Annotated in this window: 12 protein-coding genes; 5 read left to right on the forward strand and 7 right to left on the reverse strand. The window is 52.8% G+C overall.

Features of this window, described 5'->3' with window-relative positions:
- Positions 1-4: 4 nt before the first annotated feature.
- Entirely contained in the window at positions 5-2974 is a 2970-nt protein-coding gene (locus BQ5453_RS00570; RefSeq protein WP_071121694.1) for a T9SS type A sorting domain-containing protein, read from the reverse strand.
- Positions 2975-3709: 735 nt separating this feature from the next.
- Complete coding sequence (locus BQ5453_RS00575; RefSeq protein ID WP_071121695.1) at positions 3710-4630, reverse strand: tyrosine-type recombinase/integrase; 921 nt, start codon at positions 4628-4630, stop codon at positions 3710-3712.
- 2085 nt (positions 4631-6715) lie between these two features.
- On the opposite strand from BQ5453_RS00575, the gene BQ5453_RS00580 reads away from it, so the two are divergent.
- From BQ5453_RS00580 to BQ5453_RS00590, 3 genes are read left to right on the forward strand one after another with little or no spacing between them, the layout of a single operon-like run.
- Positions 6716-9688: a SusC/RagA family TonB-linked outer membrane protein gene (locus BQ5453_RS00580; RefSeq protein WP_071121738.1), complete on the forward strand. Its 2973-nt coding sequence runs from the start codon at positions 6716-6718 to the stop codon at positions 9686-9688.
- Between the two features lie 47 nt (positions 9689-9735).
- Positions 9736-11223, forward strand: a complete 1488-nt coding sequence (locus BQ5453_RS00585; RefSeq protein ID WP_071121696.1) for a RagB/SusD family nutrient uptake outer membrane protein — start codon at positions 9736-9738, stop codon at positions 11221-11223.
- A 40-nt stretch (positions 11224-11263) separates the two neighbouring features.
- Positions 11264-12379, forward strand: coding sequence for a hypothetical protein (locus BQ5453_RS00590; RefSeq protein ID WP_071121697.1), 1116 nt, complete (start codon positions 11264-11266; stop codon positions 12377-12379).
- Between the two features lie 872 nt (positions 12380-13251).
- Here the strand turns inward: BQ5453_RS00590 and BQ5453_RS00595 are convergent.
- Positions 13252-14319: a M20 family metallo-hydrolase gene (locus tag BQ5453_RS00595; RefSeq protein WP_071121698.1), complete on the reverse strand. Its 1068-nt coding sequence runs from the start codon at positions 14317-14319 to the stop codon at positions 13252-13254.
- A 763-nt stretch (positions 14320-15082) separates the two neighbouring features.
- Here BQ5453_RS00595 and BQ5453_RS00600 point away from each other — a divergent pair.
- A complete protein-coding gene (locus tag BQ5453_RS00600) occupies positions 15083-16909 on the forward strand; it encodes an SLC13 family permease (RefSeq protein ID WP_071121699.1) in 1827 nt (608 codons plus the stop codon).
- 517 nt (positions 16910-17426) lie between these two features.
- On the opposite strand, the gene BQ5453_RS00605 is transcribed toward BQ5453_RS00600, so the two are convergent.
- Positions 17427-18383 carry an NAD-dependent epimerase/dehydratase family protein gene (locus BQ5453_RS00605; RefSeq protein ID WP_022101254.1) on the reverse strand — a complete coding sequence of 319 codons (957 nt, stop codon included), beginning with the start codon at positions 18381-18383 and terminating at the stop codon, positions 17427-17429.
- 203 nt (positions 18384-18586) lie between these two features.
- On the opposite strand from BQ5453_RS00605, the gene kbl reads away from it, so the two are divergent.
- Entirely contained in the window at positions 18587-19774 is a 1188-nt protein-coding gene (gene kbl / locus BQ5453_RS00610; protein WP_071121700.1) for a glycine C-acetyltransferase, read from the forward strand.
- Positions 19775-20527: 753 nt separating this feature from the next.
- Here the strand turns inward: kbl and BQ5453_RS00615 are convergent.
- The 3 genes from BQ5453_RS00615 to uvrA form a co-directional block, all read right to left on the reverse strand.
- Positions 20528-21772 carry an ATP-binding protein gene (locus BQ5453_RS00615; protein WP_071121701.1) on the reverse strand — a complete coding sequence of 415 codons (1245 nt, stop codon included), beginning with the start codon at positions 21770-21772 and terminating at the stop codon, positions 20528-20530.
- Between the two features lie 250 nt (positions 21773-22022).
- A complete protein-coding gene (locus BQ5453_RS00620; RefSeq protein ID WP_071121702.1) occupies positions 22023-23525 on the reverse strand; it encodes a peptide MFS transporter in 1503 nt (500 codons plus the stop codon).
- A 10-nt stretch (positions 23526-23535) separates the two neighbouring features.
- Positions 23536-26418, reverse strand: a complete 2883-nt coding sequence (gene uvrA / locus BQ5453_RS00625; protein WP_071121703.1) for an excinuclease ABC subunit UvrA — start codon at positions 26416-26418, stop codon at positions 23536-23538.
- Between the last annotated feature and the right edge of the window lie 7 nt (positions 26419-26425).

Raw genomic sequence — 26425 nt, forward strand, 5'->3', positions numbered from 1 at the left:
TAAGTTACTTTACTGAGATTTTCCTTGTATGCTCCCCATTCTCGGAGATTGCCTTCACGACATACACACCCGATGCGGGAACCTTGAAGTCGGCTTGCTTGACGCTTTCGCCTGTCATTTGGCGTGACACTACCAGTTTGCCTGATACGTCAAATACCATCAATGTGGCTGCAGCAGGCTTGTCCTGTGTGAGTTTAGCCTCGTAGATGCCTGTCGTAGAACCGTTGCCATTGACAGTGAAATCCTCGTCTTCTCCAGAAATGGAGGTATTGTCAGCCTGTCTGTCCGAGCTGCCCACATGGTTCTCCCTTGCCTGTGTTCCGTTAGGCATACTTGCATCACACTCGCTGCCGACATAGACGGTCATCGTTGTCGTACACTTCTTGGGTGTTTCTATCTGCACGTTGCCCCTTGTGGTGAATGAGGTCACAGGCGTACCGTTTACGGTAAGATCTGTGATATGTGTCTCGCCCTTTCCGTACTTGATGCAGAACCGCCATGCACGAAGTGACCAGACATATTCATGATGCACGGTCTGTCCGTTCAACTTGTATGTGACCTGCATATTGCGGACTGTAACACTGAGCACATCGCCCGGCTTGATGGTGACATATTTGGTTAGGCTTGTATATCCACCGGTTATGATATGCGCCTTGTCGCCCCGCACGTCGAAGCCATATTGGGTGATCTCGTCCGTGAGGCTTGGCTCCAATCCCACACGGTAGTTTGATTTTGTATCGTTCACCGTCCATGAGATGTCGCCAGACAGATAGGTCCTGGTGTCATGCGAGTATGAGGTGTAGAGTGCGTTGCCAGTGGCATAAATCTCGTTGCCTCCACCTTGTGATACGGACAGCGCATAGGCGCCGGGGGCAAGATTCGTGATTCTATGCGTGTCACCGAAGAATGTTCCTCTGGCAATGGTTTCTCCTTTTACTTTTCCTGCAACGGTGTCAACGCTGAGCACATAGGAATAGACTGGTGTACCGATGTTGATGCCGATGTCGATATACCCGTCATTGCGTGGAACTCCATTCTCGCAACTTGACGGCGTAGGAGTGGCATCATAGGAAATGCCGTCATAATAGGCGAATGTGAACACATCGCTTCCGCTTCCGTCTGCATCCCATAGGATATTGCGGAATATGGTCTTGCCCCTTGTCATATCAGGCTTGGAGCATCTTATGTTGCTATTGCTGTTGATGTCGAAATCACCTTCACCGCTTGGGTCTATGAGCATGACGGTACGCTTGCGGCAATAGTCTGAGAACTCCCTGTCAGGTGTGAGGTCATAGCTCAACTCTGCCATATAACCGACATCATCTATTCCTCCTGTCCTCAAGCCTGCCATATTCAAGGCGGACTCTGCTCCTTCCGTTCGGATAATGCCCACATTTGTGTCTGTGTCAGTTGCATCCGAAAGGGATATGGTTCTTGTCGCACTTCCTGTTCCGTCAACACGCAGGCAGATGTTTTTGCCTTCCTTGCGGATGGAGATGTCCGTTCCGTCAACATCCGTGGCGATGTATGAATTTGAGACCGCTCCGTTGATGATCGGATAAACAACTCCAGCATTGGTGAACCGGAATCCATACTTGCATGTGCTGCCACCGATGCTTCCGAAGCCAACGTCAAAAGTCGGGTGACTTGTCGGACAGGTGAACTCAAAAGCACCGCCACCTCCAACAAGGGCTGGTGTCGTGGCATAAGCTCCGGAAGCGGCTTTCTCTTGGATGATATTGTCAGTAAAGCCATTCCTTGACACTTCAAGTCCTTGCGCAGTCCATCTTGCCACTGTACTGTCGGGCTTTGACGGCACGTTGGTCTTGACCATCCATGTACGTTTCATGACATGCCACAGGGAATCTGTAGGTGAGGTATATGTTGCAAGTGCCGCATCATCGTCGCCCCAGAAAGTGAAGCCTCTGTCCGGCATCGGATTGCCGTTTTCACGTCCCATGACAAGCAGACGGGAAGCGGATGAAGGGTTGTATGGATTTGCGTCATGATAGGTTCCGTTCTCCTTCAAGGCCGCATACACCGGACTTTCCTCATATGATGTTGCGGAAAGCGGTTGGGAGAGACTTCCTGCCATGTCGGTTCCAACAGCTGTGACCCTATGGTGGTAGGCTTGGTTCTCCGCCATGTCCCAAGTCAGGTTTCCGTCGCTGTCAAGATACGAGCCTTTGAGGGTGATGCCGTACTTTACCGCCAGATAGCTCTCCACTTTTCTGCGCTCATCGGGTGTAAGCATCCTGCTGAAAACAACAAGCTCAGGGGCATATCCCCGGATGGAAGCATTACCGAAGAGCGAGGTCGGGAAATCCGTACCGAAACTGCCCGAGGTGGAAGGTGTTCCTATGAATAATGTGGTATTGGAGTTGTCTCCCCACAATGTTGTTGAAGGATTGCTTACCTTGAAGTAGGACACAACTCGCAGAGCGCTTTCCTTAAAACCGTTCTCGGACAAAGAATCACTTGATTGATAAAGCAGGTCTTCACCCGATGCTGAACCATAGTCCAGTGGTTCAACACCTCTACCCCTTACGGCTTTGTCCTTGCTCAGAATGGCTCCGTCCCCCTTGCGGCCGTCAAGAGCATAGACAACCATATCCTTGCCGATGGTTGCCAGTTCCGGTGAAAAGACACCGATGACGGTAGCCTGCGAGAGGTCGCCGTGCTTGAGGCTGGCACTCAGGCTGCGGAATCCGTCTGCGAGCCAGAGACTCGGATTGAAGTTGAAGTAATGGACTGAACTGTTCGGAAGAGTAAGTTCAGACTTGACGCCACGGCTGTCCAATAGCATCAGCCGTATGGAATCCCCAGAGAAATCCTGCCAACGGTAATAACCTTGCAGGTCTGAGTTCAATGGCGCAGTCTTGAACCACAGTTCGCTTCCGCTGACTCCTCCGGGCGTTTGCGCGAAACTGCCGATAGCGAAGCCTAACAGTAACAAAGAAGTAAACTTTCTCATGCGCTGTCAATTTGGAGTGTTTGAAAAATATAAAAACGTATGCCTCTGCCGCGCAGGGAGAGACCAGTGAGAGAGAGAACGGACTGTTACTACGGAGAAGAATTGTGATATAGGCTTGCTCCGTAAAGTCCTATTGTCACGTGGCAGGCCAATAGGCTTTACCACCAAAATAATGCTGCAAATATACAAAAATAATCTTAATAAACAGATATAATCTTTAAGAAATTTGCTGATTTGGTGTTTTTTTCTTATGATTTCGGTCGATTTTGCAGAAATCTTTTACATCTGTTGTATGTACTGGAGTTAGTTTGGCAAAAATACACAAATGGTCACGGCTTCACTTTCTTATAATAAGAATGTAAATCATGGTTTGAAACTGTACACACTCGGAGTACAAATGAAAACAAGATATGCTTGTGTCGGAAAGGTATATATGAGCTGATGGTAGAGTCGTCATCAACAACACTGACCCCTGATGTGATAAAATCAGCAGGAATACTTGCTATTCATTTAGCGATGGGGTTATGTTCACAAGTTTGAGATTTCATGTAAAAAAGTCCTAATTTCCATATTTCTCTTCTTGTAAATTATGGGATATTAAGAAAAATATCGTATCTTTGTCGCAAATTTAGGCGTTCTTTGGATATTGCAAGGTTGTGAAAGAAAAAGAATATAGCTCGTTTCTAAATCGTTAGCAGTTACATTCTTTTAAATACTTAATTCGTTGATATTCAATCAATAAAAGATTTTGTTGTGACTCGCCACGTGCAGGTGCAGCCTCTGGCGCAGGTGCAACGCATGGCCCATGACGTGCAGGTGGCGGTTGATGGTGCGGTTGTCGGGTACTTGCAGCCAGCCCGCAGCGCAGGGCTGCAGTTTGGGCAGTTTGTCAAGCAGGGCGAGCGTGGCGGTAGTGAGTCGCACCACAGCCTGCTGCCCCGTTTTGTGACGTGGCATGGTGAGCCATGCGCCGCTGCTGTCGCGCTCAATGTGCTGCGGGGTCAGGTGTTTCAAGTCGATATAGGCCAGCCCCGTGTGCGCTGAAAGTACAAACAGGTTGCGCGCAAGTGCCCTTGTACCATGCACATCGAGTGCCGATAATAGGTCAAGCTCATTGCGGGTTAGTGCAAAGTGGCGTTTCTCTACACGCGGCAACTCCGCACCCTGCCACACGCACGAGGTGAGCAGCCCCTTGCGCATGGCCATACGGCAGAAGTGGCGGAGTGCCGACAGGTAAAGCCGCGCGGTTTGGGCGCTGAACGCCATGGTGTGTATGAGATAGCGTGCAAATCCGTTAAAGAACTCGGCATTGACTGCCTTGAGTGGCACGTCGGCTGTCTGGCGGCACTGTGTTATGTAGCCTTGCAGGTGTTTGCAGGTGATGCGGTATTTGCGGAGCGAACTTTCTGAGCGGTCAATACCTACGCGCTCGGCGTATGCGGTGATACATTGTTGCGTAAACTGCAACAGCAATGGCTCACCAGTTGCCAAGGTCTGGCCGCAGTTGGCGCGCATGAGGCTTGCCACACACGCAACAAGGGCTCTCACTTCGTCGGACGTAAACCGCAATTCGAGCCTTACGGGCTGCCCCTTGTGCGCGGCTGATGCTGCCTCGCACGTCAATTTGAACTCGTGTTCTGCATAATAACATTTCATAAAGCTAAAGTATTAGTGATTGAAGTTTCTGATTTATGTTCGCACTACCTGAAAGGCACTGCAAAAAACGCTAACACCAAAGGCAAGCGCTAAACACTAGCACCAAACGCTAGCACCAAACGCTGGCACTAAACGCTAGCATCAAACGCTAGCTCTAATGGGGGCGACGCGTCTCGCGTCGGGATAGAGAAAGGTGTTAAATACGAACGCTACTACTGCTAATAATTCAAGTTTCGGAATTAGCAAGGGCGGGCTGAAGGCCCAAGTATTTACTTAGCCCAGGGCAAGCGAAGCGGCACCCTGGGTATCGCGTGTTGGAGCAGTCGCGCCCTGTAAGGGCAAAAGTAAAAGCTCTGTTACTTCTGCCCTTACAGGGCGTAACTTTTGCGTTCATATCAACCCAGGGTGCCGCTTCGCTTGCCCTGGGCTATGAAGAACATTGGGCCTTCAGCCCGCCCTTGCTAAATCTGAAACTTCAGTACTTGATAGCTGATTTAGCGGTCTTAAAGTGGGACATCGCATGTATATTTTGTTCAACACCTGCGCCATGTCTTAAAGCTTTTGCCCTTACAGGGCGCGACCGCTCCAACACGCGATACCCAGGGTGTCGCTTCGCTTGCCCTGGGCTTGGTGCTTTTGGCCTTTCAGGCCGTTCCCGTCCAAATCCGAAACTTGAATAAACCTTTGCCTTAATGCCCGACGCGGGACGCGTCGCCCCCATTAGTGCTTGCGTTTTGTGCTTGCGTTTAATAATAACGTTTTGTGCTTGCGTTTAATGGTAGCGTTTTGGGCTTGCGTTTAGTGGTAGCGGTACCTTTACCATACTACTACAATCTTACACACCGAATATCTTACATCTTACACTAGCACGCTACAACTCATTGATTGTCAATACTTTACTTAGTATAAGATACTACCATTACCACCTGCACAAACTGCACGCAACCCACGCAACCTGCACACCCCACATGCTGCCACACGACACAGGCACGGGAGGGCGATATCACGGCATAGGGGAACAGAAAAGTCTGTTGCTCCGACAAATTTTTCTACGTCCCTATGGCGTAAAACCCACCGCATACGTCCAAACCGGCAGCGAGGCAGCGGGGTGTGATGTGTAAGATGTATGCAGGGGGTGTGTAAGATACTTTGAAGTCATCTTACACTCTTGAAACATCTGTATATCACCTTGTTACGCACGAAAAGTGTAAGATGGCAGTAAAAGCACACGCATTCATTTATAAGTAGGCAGACGGCGTGGGGGGCAAATGAAGCTCTTATGTTCTTTTGTTCTTATATCCTTATGTTTTTCCGCGTTAGCGGCAAACCTCATAATTTCACACACACGCCCGACGCGGGACGCGTCGCCCCCATTAGTGCTTGCGTTTCTTTCTTTACTTCATCACTTTCCTGCGCCATCACATAGTGCATATCGAAAATCGGTGAATTACGTCATTTGTGATTCGGCGACGCATTGACGAAGTCTGACTGCCCATTGTGCGCAGCTGATGATGCCTTGCACGTCAATTTGAACGCGTGTCCTGCATAAAAACATTTCATAAAGCTAAAATATTAGTATTTGCAACGCGTATCATTATCGCTTGTGTAAGCGAAACGCAGATATCAAAATGCAATCTTTTTAGACCAAAAAGTTAATTTTTTACGACAAACGGGCGAAATAACTTTGCCAAACAGAAATTATGCCCTACTTTTGCAGCATTCGCGTGCTTTGCATCTGCATAATTATTTATTTGCACTGCCACGCCAATAGTTCAAAGGATAGCGACAAATTTTTAACAGACTTGGCACTACGCCAAAAGCATTACCAGCATAAAAGCAAACTAAGCATAAAAATCAGCACGCGTCACACCCCCTCTGCAATGGGGCATATATAAATGCTCGCGTGCGCGCGGCAACACTATTCGTTTGACATCTTTGCTATCTGCACCTCTGCCCCTTCGCACCTCTGCATGCCGGCAGGGCCAAACGGGCGCCTGCCCTACTTGCGCCGCAAGTTGTGCAAGCGCACACCGAGGGTGCCGCGCACCGAAACAACACGAAATGTTTAACTAAATGGTTATCAATATGAACAAAAAGTTAGTGCTCATGGGAGCCGGCCTGCTCTTGACAGCAGCCACAGCTTCGGCACAGAAGCTTGTGACCGGACACGTGACCGACGCACAGGGCCAGCCCGTGATGGGTGCCACAGTGCGCGTGCCGGGCACCAAGGTAATCACCACCACCGACGCCAATGGTAACTTTAAGCTGAGCGGCGTGCCCGCCTCGGCCAAAAAGATCTTGGTATCGTACATCGGTATGAACACCGCCACCGTCAGCGTGGCCGGCAACGTACAGGTGGTATTGAAGGACAACGAACTGAGCGAAGCCGTAGTGATTGGTTACGGTACAGCTAAGAAGGTTGGTACTGTGGTAGGTTCAGTGCAGAAGGTCGGCAGCGAAAAGATTGCCGAAAACCCCACAGCCAACGTGGCTGACGCCCTCCAGGGCAAGGTGGCCGGTTTGCAGGTGCTCAACAATTCGGGCGATGCAGGCGACGTCAACAATGCCTCTATCACCATTCGTGGTATCGGTTCGCTCGGCGCCTCAAGCACTCCTTTGATTGTTATTGATGGCTCACCCGCCGGCACCAGCATGCTCTCCATGCTCAACGACAAGGATATTGAGAGCGTGACTACACTGAAAGACGCCTCGGCCACCTCTATCTATGGTTCGCGTGCTGCCAATGGTGTAATCTACATCACCACCAAAAGGGGCCGCTCTGGCGAGAAAGCCCAAATCAGCGTGAGCCAAAAGATTGGTTGGAGCCAGCTGGCTGGCAAAATCAGCAACCAAATGAACTCTGACGAGTTGCTGCAGTTCCAGCTCGAAAACGGTATCATCACCCCCAACCAGTACCAGGCTTACAAGCTGCATGGCGCCAATACCGACTGGCAGAAGTACTTCTTCGACAATGCAGCCCCCATGTACAACACCGACTTCAGCATGCGCGGCGGTTCTGAAACAACCACCTACTTTGTGTCGGCATCGTACATGAAGCAAAACAACCTGACCCGTGTGGGCCACTTCAACCGCTACACGCTGCGTTCGAACCTTGAAACCAAGCCCAAGAGCTGGCTCAACTTCGGACTCAAGCAGTCGGTAATTTACACTGACCGCCGTACCGAAGGTTACGTCAGCGGCAGCGGTGACATTATAAACGACACTTCAAACCCCGTGGTTAGTGCCTTTATGTACGCTCCTTACTGGGATCCGTACTCAGAGAACGCAAAGAAGACGCACATCTACGACTTTACGCAGCAGTACGACTTTAACTGGCTGCAACGCGAGATGTGCAAATACAAGACCAACGACATTGTATATAATGGTGTGGCCTACGCACAGATTACACCGTTCAAGGGCATGACCCTCAAGTCGCAGCTCGGCCTCTTTGCCACCGACACACGCAGCACTCAGGCCATGAACCCCGAAACACCGGGTGCCACCTCAGCCTGGGCCTACGAAGGCCACGCACGCTCTTCGCTGTGGACCATTACCAACACGGCCGAATACAAGTTCAGCATTGCCGACAAGCACAACGTTACCTTGCTGCTCGGCCAGGAAGGCATCAAAGGCTCGTCACGCGGCTTTGGCGTGATGGGACGAGGCATTACCGACAAGCGACTGATGAACCTTGGTTCTGCCACATCGGCCGACTCACCCGCTGGCTACTACAGTGCCTCAAAGTATGAGTACCTATCGTTCTTCGGACGTGCCGACTACGCATTCAATAACCGCTACTTTGTCAACTTTACCGTGCGTAACGACCGCAGCTCACGCTTCGGTGCCGACAACCGCGCTGCCAACTTCTTGAGCGGCGGTGCCATGTGGCGCATTTCTGACGAAGCTTTCATGACGCCTGCCAAACACTGGTTGAGCGACTTGCAGCTCAAGGTGAGCGTAGGTACTACGGGTAACTCTGAAGTGGGTAACTACAACAGCATCAGCACCACCGGTACTACACAGTACGACGGCGAGAGCGGCTGGGTAATAAGCAGCCCGGGCAACGCTAAGCTGGGTTGGGAAAAGCAAATCCAGACCAACGTGGGCCTGACAGCCGTACTCTTTGAGCGTTTGAACATCGACCTCAACTGGTACAACCGCAAGACCAAGGACATGCTCATGACTGTACCCCTTCCCTATACCACCGGCTTCACCAGCCAGTTGATGAACGTGGGCGGTATCAGCAACCGCGGTTTTGAGGTGGAAGTCAACTACGACATTGTGCGCAACCGCGACTTCTTTGCCAACGTATACGCCAACTATGCTTTCAACAAAACCAAGGTGGACGAGTTGTTCAATGGCCTGAGCAAGTGGCCGTTGCCCGGTACACTCGTACAGTACGAGGAAGGCAAGGACATCAACTTCTACATGCCAATCTACGCCGGTGTTGACAAGGAGGACGGTGCCCCCATGTGGTACAAGAATGGCTACAAGGGCGACATTGTACACGAGTACAACCCCGAGACCATGACCAAGACCTACAGCGACGACCTCTATCAAGACACTGGCGTGAAGTACCAACCCTCACACAACGGCGGCTTTGGCTTCACCATTGGTTGGAAGGGGCTGACTTTGAACGCCGACTTTGCTTACGTATTGGGCAAGCACATGGTCAACGTCGACTATTTCTATGCCACATCAGCCAACAATGCCAAGAGCGGCTTCAACCAGAGCAAGGACATGCTCAATGTGTGGAAAAAGCCGGGTGACATTACCGACCTGCCGGGCATGAACTACTCTGTCGACGGTTTCGACACCCGCATTCTGCAGAACGCTTCATTCCTGCGCTTGAAGAACATCACGCTGGCCTACGACCTGCCCAAGACTTGGATGGCAGCTACCCGCTTCTTTGAAAATGTGCGCTTCAGCTTCACTGGCCGCAACATCTTCACCATCACCAAGTACAAAGGCGGCGACCCTGAGCTCGACAATTACCTCGCACTCGGTTTCTTCCCCGGCACACGCCAGTACACACTCGGCGTAGAGGTGACATTCTAACACACCACAATCAGTTTCACAACTAACAATACATAGACATTACTATTATGAACAAGTATATAGTTAAGGCCATGTTGTTTGGCGCGGTTGCTTTGGGCGGCCTCACCTCGTGCGAGCTCGACCAGTACCCCGAAACAAGTCTGCCTACGGGCCAGACATGGCAAAAGCTGAGCGATGCTGCCAACTACAACATTGGCTTGAAGTCTGCCGTGCGCTTAATATGCGGCGGTATCTATGCTGAAAAGCCCGACTTGCAGTCCGACCTCTTCAACATGACAACGGCCAACAGCACAAGCTCTATCTACCAACTTCAGGACTGGAGCTTCGAAAGTGCTTCAGGCATGGGCGATGGCTTGTGGGCCAACTGCTACGGCGTCATTTCAAACGCCAACAACATCATCAACAACATCGACAAAATCAGCGTAGAGGAAGGCTCACAGGACGAGGCTGACCGCAACTACTACAAGGGTGCCGCCTACTTTGCACGCGCACTGGCTTACGACAAGCTGGCACGCCGTTTCTGCAAGGCATACGACAAGGCTACTGCCGACCAAACCCTCGGTCTGCCCCTCGTCACCAGCATCGATGTGAACCACAAGCCCTCACGCTCTTCGCTCAAGGCCACTTACGACCTTATAAAGGAGGACATCAAGCAGGCCAAACTGCTGATGGGCGAGAACGACGTGCACAACGCCGACAACTCGCTGATTAGCTACAACACGGCCGACGCACTTGATGCGCGCATCAGCCTCAACTGTCAGGACTACGACAACGCCATTGCTTGCGCCCAGCGCACCATCAGCAAGTACGCCCTTTGCAGCACGGCTGAGGACTTTGCAAACATGTGGAAGAACGACGAAGGTTCTGAAATCATATTCCAGCCCGTACAGACAAAGGACGAGCGCACCAACTCATACGATGCCTACATTTCATTCAGCACTGCCAACAATGGTTACAGCCCCGACTACATACCCACACAGGGCTTGATTGACCTGTACGAGGCCAACGACATGCGCCAGTACACCTACTTTGCCGCCACTGGTGCTGTAACCAACGACCTCGCCGACGAGAATGTAGTCATCTTCAACAAGTACCCCGGCAACCCCGCATTGGTCAAGACTTCGGCACAGACTGAATTCTACAACATGACCAAGGAACTGCGCGTGGGCGAGATGTACCTGATTGCTGCTGAGGCATCGTACATGAAGGACGGCAGCGGCTTGAGCTTCCTCAACGACTTGCGCTCAAAGCGTGGTGCCACCGCACTACTCAACCTGAGCGGCGCACAACTGTTCAGCCAGATTAAGGACGAATGGGCACGCGAAACCTGCGGCGAGGGCTTCCGCCTCGACTGCCTCAAGCGTTGGGGCGATGGTTGCCGCCGCATGACAGCTCAGCACCTGACCGACGGTTTCCTGCGCAACGACCCCAACTACCTCGACCTCAAAGTGCCTGCCACCGACAAGCACTTTGTGTGGGAGCTGCCGCAGAACGACACCCAGGCCAACACCAACCTGCAAAAGAACTGGGAGTAACAGACACATTCAACATAACGCTTCATAAAACGCTAAAGCAATGAAACTCAACATAAAGACATTGGCAGCTTGCCTGCTGGCGAGTTCGGCTCTCGTTTCGTGTAACAACGAATTTGAGGACGGCGCTTCAGGAGTAAGCTACCCCGAACAAATAGAACTCGGCAAGTGGGCACCAAGCTACACTGTTGACGGCTCGAACAAGTACACGCTCAACCTCACCGTCAACGAGCAGGGCGACACCATTTGCGATGTGACAGTATACAACCCCGTAACCGAACAGGCCAACGTGCTTGGCGGCGGAAAGGTGAGCTACAACAAGCAAACGGGTATGATTACTGCCAATTACGACGACTCTTTCTATGGTGGACAGGCACGTGTGCAGATGGCCATCAAAAACGACATGAAGAGCGCTGTGGCCTACATCTACACCGTAACAACCAACAACAATGGTCAGGAAACGCTCAAGCGTCAGGACTATGTAAACATGGTTGAAAGCGACACCATCTCAATGCTCGGCATGTGGGCTTTGGCCAATGGCCAGAACCTCACGCTCTACATGAGCGGCAAGGCCGACGTGTCGCAGAATGGTGAAGTGATTGCCACCGGCACATTTGCCAAGAACGCACTTGGCACAGCCGTCACCACTACCGACAACAAGGTGTACCAACTCTCTACCAACGAAAAGGGGCAGACATACGCCACCGTTGACGGACAGACCTACTATGCTGCTCACGAAAAGACAACCTACGTAGACGACTGGGAAGAGGTAAGCACGGGTGCTTACTACACCTCGGCATTCGACTTTGAGGTACCCGACTACGTTGTGCTTGAATACTCTCCCTGCCGCGCCGAATACCGCATCAACATGTACAACGTGTTCGGACAGATGCAATTACCCGCTCCAAGAACCGACAACTACCTGTCGTTTAACTGGAACAAGAAGACTAACAAGGTGTCACTCACCTCGTCGACCAAGTTCTGCACCGGCTTCGAGCTTGAACAGAACGGCCAAAACTATGGTGTTGTAAACGGCATTCCTTCGGGTAGCACCTGCAAGTACGAGGACGGCAAGTTCACCTTCGGCATCACTTACGCCATCGATGGCGTGGGCCCACTGCTGAATGGCGAAGACACCTTCACACCTGCTGAGCAGTAAACTCTGCTTACTGAAAATACTCTATCTAACGCAAAAGGGGCAGACCATAATGATTGGTCTGCCCCTTTTGCGCAGTTGTGTGAAACGCGTTGCAAAATAACGCAAGCACTAGCACCAAATGCCAGTTCCAAACGCTAGCTCAACGCTAGCTCTAATGGGGGCGACGCGTCTCGCGTCGGGAAAAGATTCAGCTATTATTTAGTATAGCTTGTTTCTTTCCTTTTAATTTTCCCGACGCGAGACGCGTCGCCCCCATTAGTGCTTGCGTTTCTTCAAACTCCAAAAAATAGCACCAAATGCCAGTTCCAAACGCTAACTCTAAACGCTAGCTCTATACGCTAGCTCTAATGGGGGCGACGCGTCTCGCGTCGGGAAAAGATTCAGCTTTTATTTAGTATAGCTTGTATCTTTCCTTTTAATTATCCCGACGCGAGACGCGTCGCCCCCATTAGTGCTTGCGTTTCTTCAAACTCCAAACACTAGCACCAAATGCCAGTTCCAAACGCTAGCTCTAAACGCTAGCTCTAATGGGGGCGACGCGTCTCGCGTCGGGAAAAGATTCAGCTATTATTTAGTATAGTTTGTATCTTTCCTTTTAATTTTCCCGACGCGAGACGCGTCGCCCCCATTAGTGCTTGCGTTTCTTCAAACTCCAAGCAATAGCACCAAATGCCAGTTCCAAACGCTAACTCTAAACGCTAGCTCTAAACGCAAGCACTAATGGGGGCGACGCGTCTCGCGTCGGGAAAAGATGCAGCTATTATTTAGTATAGCTTGTATTTTTCCTTTTAATTATCCCGACGCGAGACGCGTCGCCCCCATTAGTGCTTGCGTTTTTTTCGCAGCGCGTTTCAGGCAACTTAATTTCTTTTTCAAACGCCACGCAGCATGGCATCATACAACTGCAATGCCTCGCGCAACTCGCTCACACAAATGTACTCCTCGGCCGTGTGCGAACGCGACGACTGGCCGGGGCCCATCTTCAACGAGGGGAAACGCATCAGCGCCTGGTCGCTCAATGTGGGCGAACCGAACAGTTCGCGGCCGAGGCGCATGGCTGCCCGCACAAGGGGGTGGTCAAGCGATATGTGCGAGGAATGCAGACGGGTGGAGCGCGGCACCACATCGCACCCCTGTGTGTGGGCGGCTATGATGCTGAGCACCTGCTCGTTGGTGTAACACTCGTTGGGACGCACATCTACCACAAAAGTGCACGTGTCGGGTACCACATTGTGCTGCGTGCCGGCATTTATCATGGTCACACTCATCTTTACCGGACCGAGCACCGGCGAGGTTTTCTCAAACTTGTAGTTGCCGAACCACTCCACATAGGGCAGTGCCTTGTAAAGGGCATTGTCGCCTTCGTTGCGGGCGGCGTGCCCCGAACGTCCGTGCGTGGTGCAGTCGAGCACCATCAAGCCCTTTTCGGCCACAGCGGCCTGCATGCCGGTGGGTTCACCCACGAGGCCCACATCGATGGACGGCAGCAGCGGCAGCACAGCTTCAATGCCCTGTTTGCCCGACACCTCCTCCTCTGCCGAAGCAAGGAACACCAGGTGATAAGGCAAGTCGGTGTGGCGCAGCGCAAGGAAGGTGTGCAGCAGTGTGACAAGGCCCCCGCCGCAGTCGTTGCTGCCGAGGCCATAAAGGCGGTCACCCTCGAGCGTGGGCACAAATGGGTTGTGCTGCCAGGTGGCGGCCGGTTTCACGGTGTCGATGTGGGCATTGAGCAGCAAAGTGGGTTTGTCGCCTTTGGGCAGGGGTTGCTCGCACCAAATGTTGTTGTAGTGGCGCTGCGGATTGGCACCACGCTGTTCAAGATAGTCATACAGGAAGTCGGCCGCAGCCGTCTCATCGCGGCTCACCGAGGGTATGGCCACAAGGCCCTGCAGCAGTTGCAGGGCCTCAGCAGTGATATGGTCAAGTTGTTGTGCTGTCATGGTCGGAATTTGTGGGTTTACGGGGTGACGGGTTAACGGGTTGACGGGTAAGAGTGCATTACTTGTCAATGCGTTAATTCATAGTTTTTCAGACTGCCAACGTGTCAACGTGTCGCGTCGTCTACCTTTCAACTTGTCAAGCAATGCCCCGCTTACCCATGCAAAGGTATAAAGGAATGCCGACTTTTGCGCTTTGTTATGAAAATATATTTGCGCCGTTCGCATCTTGAACGTATCTTTGTGCGAGGGTTATTGGGTTAGGGGGTTAAGGGGTTAGGAGGTTAAAAGAATACCTCTGCTTCTCAAAAGCTTAAAGTAACTCAAGTTTCGGATTTGGGGAAGGCGGGCTGAAAGCCCAAAGGAGCACATAGCCCAGGGCAAGCGAAGCGGCACCCTGGGTATCGCATGTTGGAGCAGTCGCGCCCTGTAAGGGCAAAAGCTTTAAGACATGGCGCAGGTATTGAACAAAATATACATACGATGTTCCTCTTTAAGACCGCTAAATCAGTTATCAAGTAAGAATAACAACATAAAGGGGTAAAGCTTTTGCCCTTACAGGGCGCGACTGCTCCAACACGCTATACCCAGGGTGTCGCTTCGCTTGCCCTGGGCTCCGTGCTCCATTGGGCTTTCAGCCCGCCTTTCCCAAATCCAAAACTTGAGTTAAAGTAACTTTTTAACCTCCTAACCCCTTAACCCAATAACCCCCTAACCCAATAACCCCCTAACCCATACCCAATAACCCCTTAACCCCCTTACCCCCATGACTACAACCCTCATTATTCTGAGCCTTGCAGCCATACTGTTTGTGAGCGGACGCATAAGGTCCGACCTCGTGGCCGTGTGTGCCGCACTGGCACTTGTTGTATGCGGCGTGCTGACCCCCGAGGAGGCACTGGCCGGATTTTCCAACCCCATTGTCATCATGATGCTCGGCCTCTTTGTGGTAGGCGGCGGCATATTCAGCACAGGCTTGGCCAAACGCCTCGGCACAGGCATATTGGGACTGGCCGGCAAGAGCGAAACAAAGCTGTTCGTGCTGCTCATGCTCACCACCGCCGGCGTGGGCGCCTTTGTGAGTAACACCGGCACAGTGGCACTGATGCTGCCCATTGTGGTGAGCATGGCACGCGGAGCCGGTCTGTCGTCGGCACGGTTGCTCATGCCACTGGCCTTTGCAGGCAGCATGGGCGGCATGCTCACCCTCATTGGCACCCCACCCAACCTGATAGTGCGCGATGCGCTGGTGGCAGCAGGCTATGAACCGTTGGGCTTCTTTTCATTCACCCCCGTGGGCATTGTTTGCATCGTAGTGGGCACACTGGTGCTCATTCCGCTCACGCGGCGTTTCCTTAAAGAACGCACAGGTAACAACGCGGCAAATACTGGCAAGACGTTGCAACAGCTGGCCAGTGAGTACAAGGTGACGCAGAATGTGCAGCAAGTGGTGGTTACACCACAATCGCGCATGGTGGGCCACACGCTCAAGGAGCTTGACGTGCACGGACGCTATGGCGTGACGGTGATTGAGGTGCGTCGCCAACCGTCGTCGAACACCCCACTCGGCAAGGTGCAACAACTGTCTATGGCCAACGTGGCCATTGAGGAGGGCGACTTGCTGTTTATAACCGACGATGCCGGACGTGTGGCTGACTTCATAACGGACTTTGCACTGACGGCTGCCGACGAGATGCACGACGGCAAACTGCACTTTTACGATGTGGGCATGGCCGAAATTCTGCTGCTGCCCGGCTCTACGCTGGTGGGGCACACGGTGGGCGAGACGGACTTCCGCGCTAACTACGGACTTAGTGTGCTGGGCATACGCCGCCACCAAGACTATTTGCTCGACAACCTGAAGGACCAACGGTTGAACGCGGCAGACATTGTGCTGGTGCAAGGCCCTTGGGAGCAGATTGCACGCCTCAACAAGCACGACGGTCAGGAGTGGGTGGTGATAGGCCAGCCCGAGGAGCAAGCGGCGCGCGTGACGCTCGACTACAAAGCGCCCCTTGCGGCCCTCATCATGCTGCTCATGGTGGCGGCGATGGCCTTCGACTTTATTCCTGTTGCCCCCGTCACGGCGGTGATGCTGGCTGCCGTGGCCATGATATTTACGGGTTGTCTGCGCAATGTGGAGGCGGCCTACAAAACTATCAACTGGGAAAGCATTGTGCTGTTTGGGGCCATGCTGCCCATGTCGACGGCGCTCGAAAAGACGGGTGCCGACCAACTGGTGTCGCACGCGCTGGTGCAGCTCACGGGCAGCGGCGGTACGTACTTGCTGATAGCGGCCATATATGTGGCGACATCGCTGCTCACTTTTTTCATATCGAACACGGTGACGGCGGTACTCATGGCGCCTATTGCGCTGCAGGCGGCCCACGCGCAGGGCATCAGTGCTGTGCCCGTGCTCATGGCGGTGACGGTGGCGGCAAGCATGTGTTTTGCATCGCCCTTCTCTACCCCGCCCAATGCGCTGGTGATGTCGGCGGGCGGCTACAAACCTATTGACTATGTGCGCGTGGGATTGCCCCTGCAAATTGTCATTGGCATTGTCATGGTGCTGCTGTTGCCGCTGATTTACTAATATTGCTGTCGGCTAAATTACTATCGCTCACGGATCGCACCGATTGCACGGATTTTTTTACTCGTGCAGCGTGCTTTAGCACCACGGAGATGACGGAATTGACGGATTTTGTGAGCATTGCATGCTCACTTCGCTATTAGCTCGTTGCTGCGACCAGGTCCCTTACTACATAATCTGTGCTAACGTATTTCGCCACGAGTACATTACGAGCCAATAGCGAAGTGAGCATGCAATGCTCACAAAATCCGTAAAATCCGTCATCTCCGTGGTGCTAAAGCACATTGCATAAGCAAAAAAATCCGTGCAATCGGTGCGATCCGTGAGCGATAATATCAGAATGGGTTAACCGGACAGCAATAATTTACTAAGGGCCGCGCTTGCGCCCTCACGCAACTGGATTTCTGCCCCGGCACATGACGCGCTGCCGGATATGAGAAAAGCCAAGGAACACCCCGGGGGGAGTTCCTTGGCTTTTCAGCTATTATAATGATTGTTTGACGCGATACTAATGCGCGGCTTACTTGCCAAGCTTGGCAGAAAGTTTTTGCAGCATGTCCACTGTCATGCGGTCGAGATCGTACTCGGGCTTCCAGTCCCATTCCTGACGTGCACAAGTGTCGTCGAGGCTGTTGGGCCATGAGTCGGCATTGGCCTGCTTGAGAGGCTCAACCTTGTACTCCATTTCGAACTCTGGCTTGTACTTGCGTATGGCAGCGAGCACACCCTCGGGGTCGAAGCTCATGGCGGCAATGTTGAATGCGTTGCGGTGAACAAGGCGTGTGGGGTCGGCCTCCATCAGCTCAACAGCTGCGCGCAGGGCATCGGGCATGTACATCATGTCCATGTAAGTGCCTTTGGCAATGGGGCATACAAACTTTTCGCCACGAACGGCCGAATAGTAGATGTCGCAAGCATAGTCGGTGGTGCCGCCACCAGGCAATGTGACGTATGAGATGAGACCGGGGAAACGCACGGCACGGGTGTCAACGCCATACTTGCGATAGTAGTAGTCGGAGAGCAACTCGGTGGTTACCTTTGACACACCATAGATGGTGCGCGGGCGCTGAATGGTATCTTGTGGTACGTGATTGGGAGGCGTTTCGGGACCGAACGAACCGATTGAGCTTGGGGTGAACACCGCACACTCGTGTTCGCGTGCTACCTCGAGCACATTCCAAAGGCCGTCAATGCCAATTTTCCATGCCAACTGCGGACGGCCCTCGGCCACCACGCTCAACAATGCGGCAAGGTTGTAGACGGTGTCGACCTTGTGCTTGAGCACTACTTCGGCTATCATCTCGCCATTGGTAACGTCGCAGATTTCAGCTGGACCACTTTCAGCCAATTCGCCCTTGGGGGCTGCACTGGGAATGTAACCGCACACTACGTGGTCGTTGCCATAAATGCCGCGCAACTTCATGGTAAGCTCAGAACCTATCTGTCCTGTAGCACCAATCACCAAAATATTCTTCATCTTTTTTGTATAAAGGATTTTGTTAGTTTGACGTGTCTGTTATTACACACGTGCAAAGGTGCAATCTTTTTTTGAGATTTATGCGCACTCTGTGGTTATTTTTCAAAAAAAATACGTTACTTTGCGGTGACTACGACAAGGGGCGCATGGCGCGCCTTGCCGCTGCTTGGTGAGAAATCTTTTTATAAATCACACTTATACAAATGTACGGTAAATTTCAAGAACATCTTCAGCAGGAGCTGAAGGATATTAAGGACGCTGGCCTCTACAAGGAGGAGCGCCTGATTGAAGGCCCCCAGCAGGCCGCTATCCAGGTTAAGGGCAAGGAAGTGCTCAACTTTTGCGCCAACAACTACCTTGGTCTGTCAAACAACCCGCGCCTTATAAAGGCTGCCAAGGACATGATGGACCGCCGCGGCTACGGCATGTCGAGCGTGCGCTTTATTTGCGGTACACAGGACGTGCACAAGGAGCTTGAGGCTGCCATCTCAAAGTTCTTCAAGACTGAGGACACCATTCTTTACGCTGCTTGCTTTGATGCCAACGGCGGTGTGTTTGAGCCATTGCTCACTGCCGACGATGCCATCATTTCGGACGCGCTGAACCACGCCTCTATCATTGACGGTGTGCGTCTGTGCAAGGCTAAGCGTTACCGCTATGCCAACGCCGACATGGAGGACCTTGAGCGCCAGTTGCAGGCTGCCCAGGAACAGCGTTTCCGCATTATCGTGACCGACGGTGTGTTCTCAATGGACGGCAACGTGGCTCCTATCGACAAGATTTGCGACTTGGCCGAGAAGTACGACGCTCTGGTGATGGTTGACGAGAGCCACTCTGCCGGCGTGGTAGGCCCCACTGGCCGCGGTGTGAGTGAGTTCTTCAACACTTACGGCCGTGTAGACATCTACACCGGCACACTGGGCAAGGCCTTTGGTGGTGCCATGGGTGGCTTTACTACTGGCCGCAAGGAGATAATCGACATGTTGCGCCAGCGCTCACGTCCTTACCTCTTCTCTAACTCTGTTGCCCCTGCCATTGTGGGTGCTGCACTCGAAACGTTCAAGATGTTGGACGAGAGCAACGAAATTCACGACAAGTTGGTTGAGAACGTGAACTACTTCCGCGACAAGATGATGGCTGCCGGCTTTGACATCAAGCCTACACAGAGCGCCATCTGCGCCGTGATGCTTTACGATGCCAAACTGTCGCAGGTGTATGCTGCCAAGCTGCAAGAGGAGGGTATCTACGTAACGGGCTTCTACTACCCCGTTGTGCCTAAGGACCAGGCCCGTATTCGTGTGCAGATTTCGGCCGGCCACAACCGCGAACACCTCGACAAGTGTATCGCTGCCTTTATCAAGGTGGGCAAGGAACTGGGTGTGCTGAAGTAAGCCTCTGCCCATAGACGCGACACATATATTTATACTATTAAAGCCAGAAAGCGGCATCTCTTGCTAAAGATGCTGTTTCCTGGCTTTTTTCTTTTCCTGACTTCGTCAATGCGTCACCCAAATCGATTATAGCGGGCTGACAAGGTAGAATATGTCTTATCCTACATTGGGAGCAACGAGCCTTGTTCTTTGTTTTAAGGGCTGTTCGCCCTTGTGCCGCTTACCGCGGGAGACATAAGTACATAAGCTACATAAGTAACATAAGGCTGACGCCGTGGTTTTTTACATAAGCTTAGGCAGGGCTTTCCGCCCTGCCTGTAAGAGACATAAGGGCTGACGCCTGATAAAGAGAACGCTTTAATTGTGTTCCATTATGTTATCACGACAAACTACATTAGAGCCAACGACACGGCGCCAGCCTTATGTTCTCTTACAAGCAGGGCGGGAAGCCCTGCCTAAGCTTATGTAAAAAACCACGGCGTCAGCCTTATGTTACTTATGTAGCTTATGTACTTATGTCTTCGCGGTAAGCGGTACAAGGGCGAACAGCCCTTAAAAGAGCAAAACAAGGTTCGCTTCTTTGCTTGCTTCACCCTGCGTCACCCAATTTAATTACGTAACTCGTTGATTTTCAATACGCACTATATAATGGCGCAAAAAAGTGATGAAGTCAGGAGCCAGAAAGCGGCATCTCTTGCTAAAGATGCCGCTTTCTGGCTTTTTCTTTTTTGGGGGAGGGAGTGCGTGTGAAAATCAGAATTTGATGAATGGTATCACGTTAATTGTGTGGCCACGCTCCTCTATTACACATTCCTCACCCATTGTTACTATGCACAAGTTGTTGCATTTAAGTTCGCCGGCACACTCTATGAGGCTGTTTATTTCGCGCTTTGCGGCCTTGGCCGATGTCATATCATAGCACACCTGCACAAGCCTCTCGACCACATGGCCACTGCGCACGACGAAATCGACCTCCTTGTCATTGCGCGAGCGGTAGTAGAATAAGGACTTTTCGGTGTCGTAGCCGCGACGTATGAGTTCGACAAACACCATGTTTTCAAGCAGACGGCCTAAATTTTCGCCCAAGTTAAACGCCTTGGCCGTTACAAAGCCATTATCGACAACATACACCTTTTGGGGTGCCTTGGCCATTAACTTGAGTTTGTTGTTGTATCGCGGCAGATAATAAAAGAGGTAAGGTTCCCTTAAATACTCCATATACTTTTTGGTAGTCGCTACGCTTGAAAAGCCCAAGTCGGAGGCCAAATCAGTGGCGCTAAAAGGATTGCAAAAGTTTGAAAGCATATACATTGCCAAATCGTTCAGATCGGACACATTGCGCACTCTATGACGCTTGGCTGTGTCCTTCCACACTATCGAGTCAAACAATGTGGAGAGGTAGCTCCGTGCTATGTTTCTCGATATGACGGTTTCGGGGTAACCCCCATTGCGCAAATAATCGGCTTGCAGGGCTTCGGCTTGGGCCGTTTGCTCAGGCGCCAGTTGCTTCAGTTCTAAGTGATGCCAGGCAAAGAACTCGTCGATGCTGAAAGGCAACATGCTGACCTGTATGTAACGGCCTGTCAGCAATGTGGCCATCTCGCTGCTTAGCAGTTTGGCATTACTACCCGTTACAACCAAGTTGATTCCATTGCGATATAACTTTGACACCCATAAATCCCAGCCATCAAGATTTTGCACCTCATCTAATAACAGGTAGTCAAATGCAGGGTACACTTGCTGCAAGGCTTGCCACACCGCGTTCTCGTCCCAGGCAGAAAGCAGCTGCCCGTCATCGAAGTTGAGATAGGCAAAATTCTTGTTTTTAAGCATCAATATGGCCTCTGTTGATTTGCCCGTACGGCGAGGCCCGGTTATCAACTTTATTTGTGGACACGACAACAACGCATCTGTATCGTATGGCGTACGTCGCGACAAATATGGCCGCGCAACAAGCACGTCGCGCTCTTTCTTTTGGTTGGTGATGATGGTTAGCATGGTTTTGCGCTTTGTTTGAAGCACAAATATAGCCGATTTTGTTCAGTTTGTGCATCGTATTGAATAAAAAACATACTATTTTATTCAATACAACATGCGAATTGAACAAAATCGATGTTTTTAGCGGGCGTGCTGTTGCGGCGGCACGGACACAAAAAATGGCGGAAACAGATGCGCTGCCCTGTGTGGGGGGGCGAGGCTTTCTGTTTCCGCCATTATAATTTAGTCAGTGGCTATGTCAAGGCGCGCATCAGCACACCTTTTCGAGTTTCTTCATTACGCTGAAGATGAATATGAACGAGATGAGGCAGAGGGCTACCAACACGCCCCACACGACTACCAAGGGTACTTTGCCCCAAAGGAAACCGGGGATTGACACGAGCATGTTGCCGGCAGCAGTGGCTACAAACCAACCGCCCATCATGGTACCCTTGAGCTTGGGAGGGGCTACCTTTGACACGAACGAGATGCCCATGGGCGAGAGCAACAGCTCGCCGAAGGTGAGAATGAGGTAGGTGAGGATAAGCCAGTTGGGTGACACGCGGTCGCCTTCGCTCACACCGATTGAGGCCAATATCATGACTACATAGCCAATGCCGGCCACGAGCATGCCGAGCCCGATTTTGCGGGGTGCCGAGGGCTCCTTGCCCTTGCTGGCGAGCCAGCCGAAAATGGCCATGCTCACGGGGGTGAGACCTACTACGAAGCAGGGGTTGAACTGCTGGAAGATGGGGGCCTGAATGCTGATGCCGTCGGGGCTGAGGGCGGTGTACTTGTAGCCTAAGGCTGCAAGGCATGCCAATATGACGATGCCCGAAATGCCCTTGCCCTTGCCCGTTTTGCTCTGGAAGAGTGAGAAGAGGGCGTAGATGATGACGATGCACAACAGGAGGTTGGTGACGTCGAAGGCCATGCTCTCAAGACCACTGCTGTGGGTGGCGGTGTATTCCTCGGCAAAGAGGGTGAGGGTGAGGCCGTTCTGGTGGAAGGCCATCCAGAAGAAGATGACTACGGCAAACACGAGGCAGAGGGCCACGATGCGGTCCTTGGTGTCCTGCTTGCTGAGCTCGGGCTCAGACTCGGCAGTGGCGTCCTTGCTGGCAGCGGTCTTGGGGGCCGGTGCTGAAATGACTTGCTTGAAGGTGCTCTGGAAACCGTAGTAGATGCCTATTGACACGATGAGCGAGATGCAGGCCACGCCAAAGGCGTAGTGGTAGGAGTCGGCCTCGCTCACGCCAAGGCTATGCTGGGCGTACTCCATAATTTTGACTGCAGCGGTAGGTGCAAAGAGGGCGCCGATGTTGATGGCCATGTAGAAGATGGAGAAGGCGGAGTCGCGCTTGCCTTGCATCTCAGGCGAGTTGTAGAGGTCGCCGACCATTACTTGCAGGTTGCCCTTGAAGAGGCTGGTGCCGACGCTGATCATGATGAGGGCGCCGAACATGATGGCTGCGGCCAATGTGCCTGCTCCGGCTGGTATGGAGAGCATGGCGTAGCCAAGGAACATGACGATGATGCCAGTGGTGACGCACTTGCTGTAACCGATTTTGTCGGCCAGCATACCGCCAAACAATGGCAACAGATATACAAGGGCCAGGAAGCTGGAGTAGACAGCTCCGGCGGTGCCTGCCTCCCAACCGAAGTTGGCCTTGAGGAAGAGCACGAACACGGCTAACATGGTGTAGTAGCCAAAACGCTCGCCAGTGTTGGCAAGGGCAAGGGCATAGAGCCCTTTGGGTTGTCCTTCGAACATAGATGGATAATTATTTGTTGTTTGAATTTATAAAATTGTCGGTTTGTTGTGCAGTGTATGGCGGTGTGAGTTCGGCTTTGAGGAATTTGCCTGTGTAGCCCACCCCGCTCTCGGCCAAGCCCTCGGGGGTGCCCTCGTAGAGCAGTTGGCCACCGCCGCGTCCGCCTTCGGGCCCCATGTCGATAAGGTAGTCGGCCACCTTGATGACGTCGAGGTTGTGCTCAATGACTATCACCGTGTTGCCACGGTTGACAAGGCGCTGCAGCACGTCCATGAGCACGCGTATGTCTTCGAAATGGAGGCCTGTGGTGGGTTCGTCGAGTATGTAGATGGTTTGTCCGGTGTCGCGCTTTGAGAGTTCGGTAGCCAACTTTACGCGCTGGCTTTCGCCGCCCGACAGGGTGGTTGAGCTTTGCCCAAGTTTGATGTAACCCAGGCCGACGTCTTGCAACACTTTGATTTTGTGCAAGATGTTTGGCACGTTCTCGAAGAACTCTACGGCCTGGTTGATGGTCATGTCGAGCACATCGGCTATGCTTTTGCCCTTGAAGCGCACCTCGAGTGTTTCGTGGTTGTAGCGCTTGCCGTGGCATGCCTCGCAAGGCACGTACACGTCGGGCAGGAAGTTCATTTCGATGGTTTTGTAGCCATTGCCCTTGCACACCTCGCAACGCCCGCCACGCACGTTAAAACTGAAACGGCCAGGCTTGTAGCCGCGTATTTTGGCCTCGGGCAGGTTGACGTAGAGCGAGCGTATGTCGGAGAACACGCCTGTGTAGGTGGCGGGGTTGGAGCGCGGGGTGCGCCCGAGGGGACTTTGGTCGACTGCTACCACCTTGTCCACGTGTTCAAGGCCTTCGATACGGTCGTAGGCCAACGGCTCGCGCAATGAGCGGTAGAAGTGCTGCGAGAGTATGGGCAGCAGGGTGTCGTTGATAAGGGTGCTCTTGCCCGACCCCGACACACCGGTCACGCCGATGAGGGTGCCGAGCGGAAAGCTGACGGTGACGCCCTTCAAGTTGTTGCCCCTCGCTCCCACCAGACGCAACACATGGCCGTTGCCCTTGCGGCGGGTGGCTGGCACCTCGATGGCGCGACGGCCGTTGAGGTACTGCGAGGTGAGGGTCTGCGTCTGGAGCATTTGGGCGGGGGTGCCTTCGAACACTACCTCTCCACCCAATCGGCCGGCGCGCGGCCCGATGTCGACCACATAGTCGGCGGCGAGCATCATGTCCTTGTCGTGCTCAACGACCACCACGGTGTTGCCAAGGTCGCGCAACTCCTTGAGCGAGTTGATAAGGCGCACGTTGTCGCGCTGGTGGAGGCCGATGCTGGGCTCGTCGAGTATGTAAAGCACGTTGACGAGTTGCGAACCTATCTGTGTGGCTAACCTGATGCGCTGGCTCTCGCCGCCCGAGAGGGTCATGGAGGAGCGCGACAACGACAGGTAGTCGAGTCCGACATCGAGCAGGAACTTGAGGCGCGACATCAGCTCTTTGAGTATTTCGTGTGCAATGGCCCGGTGTTTGTTGTCTAACTGTACCTCGACGTTGGACAGGAAGTCGTATAGCTCGGCTATGTCCATATTGGAGAGTTCGGCTATGGTTTTGCCGGCAAAGCGGTAGGCCATGGCCTCCTTGTTGAGGCGGGCGCCGTGGCATTCGGGACAGACGGTGGTCTTTGAGAACTGCTCGGCCCAACGCTGCGAGGCGGCTCCCATGTCGGAGTCGGCCATTTGCTGTATGTATTTGACAAGGCCGTCAAACTCTACGTAGTAGTCGTCGGTGGTGTGGGCTACCTGTGCTGGTATGCGCAGGCGGTCGGCACGGCCGTTTAACACCTCGTCGAGGGCCTCAGGCGGGAGGTCGCATATGGGGGTTTTAAGATCGCAGTCGTAGTCGGCAAGCACCGACTGTATCTCCCAAAATATGAGTGCGTTGCGGTATTTGCCCAATGGGGCAAGGCCGCCTTCGCGTATGCTCAACTTGTCGTCGGGCACCACTTTGTCGTGGTCCATCACGCTCACATAGCCCAGGCCCTTGCACTTGGGGCAGGCGCCTTGGGCTGAGTTGAACGAAAAGTTGTGCGGGGCTGGCTCGCGGTAGGCTATGCCCGACGCGGGATCCATGAGCTGCTTGGAGAAGAAGCGTGTTTGGTTGTCGGCAGCGTCGAGCACCATCATCACGCCCCCACCCTGCTGCAAGGTCTGGCCCACACTTTTGTGCAGTCGTTCAGCGTCCTTGGCCTTTACGGCGAGTTTGTCTACCACCACTTCGATGTCGTGGTTTTTGTAACGGTCGAGGCGCATGCCGGGTGTGGCCTCGCGCAGCTCACCGTCGACGCGGACGGTGAGGAAGCCCTTGCGGCGCACCGTTTCAAACAGCTCCTTGTAATGGCCCTTGCGACTGCGCACAAGGGGGGCGAGCAGGTATACTTTGTGCCCTTCGTAGGCAGTGAGTATCATGTCGACAATGCGCTCCTCGGTGTATTTTACCATCTTCTCGCCCGTGACGTAGGAGTAGGCCTCGGCCGCACGGGCATAAAGCAGGCGCAGGAAATCGTATATCTCGGTTACCGTGCCTACGGTGGAGCGCGGATTTTTGCTGGTGGTTTTCTGCTCTATGCTTATGACGGGGCTGAGACCGGTGATTTTGTCGACGTCGGGGCGCTCAAGGTTGTCGAGGAAGTTGCGCGCGTAGGCCGAGAATGTCTCGATATAACGGCGCTGGCCCTCGGCGTAGAGTGTGTCGAACGCGAGCGAACTCTTGCCCGAACCGCTCAGGCCGGTTATGACGCACAGGCTGTGGCGCGGCAGTGTCACGTCCACATTTTTCAAGTTGTGCACGCGTGCGCCATATATTTCGATGTTATTGTCTGATTTAGTTTCTGACATCAGTGCA

The organism is Prevotellamassilia timonensis (genome assembly GCF_900106785.1).
Lineage (GTDB): Bacteria > Bacteroidota > Bacteroidia > Bacteroidales > Bacteroidaceae > Alloprevotella > Alloprevotella timonensis.

What these genes read in the sequence shown, in the direction of transcription:
- BQ5453_RS00570 (WP_071121694.1), bottom strand. Translation starts at nt 2,974, where the DNA reads ATGAGAAAGTTTACTTCTTTGTTACTGTTAGGCTTCGCTATCGGCAGT.
- BQ5453_RS00575 (WP_071121695.1), bottom strand. Translation starts at nt 4,630, where the DNA reads ATGAAATGTTATTATGCAGAACACGAGTTCAAATTGACGTGCGAGGCA.
- BQ5453_RS00580 (WP_071121738.1), top strand. Translation starts at nt 6,716, where the DNA reads ATGAACAAAAAGTTAGTGCTCATGGGAGCCGGCCTGCTCTTGACAGCA.
- BQ5453_RS00585 (WP_071121696.1), top strand. Translation starts at nt 9,736, where the DNA reads ATGAACAAGTATATAGTTAAGGCCATGTTGTTTGGCGCGGTTGCTTTG.
- BQ5453_RS00590 (WP_071121697.1), top strand. Translation starts at nt 11,264, where the DNA reads ATGAAACTCAACATAAAGACATTGGCAGCTTGCCTGCTGGCGAGTTCG.
- BQ5453_RS00595 (WP_071121698.1), bottom strand. Translation starts at nt 14,319, where the DNA reads ATGACAGCACAACAACTTGACCATATCACTGCTGAGGCCCTGCAACTG.
- BQ5453_RS00600 (WP_071121699.1), top strand. Translation starts at nt 15,083, where the DNA reads ATGACTACAACCCTCATTATTCTGAGCCTTGCAGCCATACTGTTTGTG.
- BQ5453_RS00605 (WP_022101254.1), bottom strand. Translation starts at nt 18,383, where the DNA reads ATGAAGAATATTTTGGTGATTGGTGCTACAGGACAGATAGGTTCTGAG.
- kbl (WP_071121700.1), top strand. Translation starts at nt 18,587, where the DNA reads ATGTACGGTAAATTTCAAGAACATCTTCAGCAGGAGCTGAAGGATATT.
- BQ5453_RS00615 (WP_071121701.1), bottom strand. Translation starts at nt 21,772, where the DNA reads ATGCTAACCATCATCACCAACCAAAAGAAAGAGCGCGACGTGCTTGTT.
- BQ5453_RS00620 (WP_071121702.1), bottom strand. Translation starts at nt 23,525, where the DNA reads ATGTTCGAAGGACAACCCAAAGGGCTCTATGCCCTTGCCCTTGCCAAC.
- uvrA (WP_071121703.1), bottom strand. Translation starts at nt 26,418, where the DNA reads ATGTCAGAAACTAAATCAGACAATAACATCGAAATATATGGCGCACGC.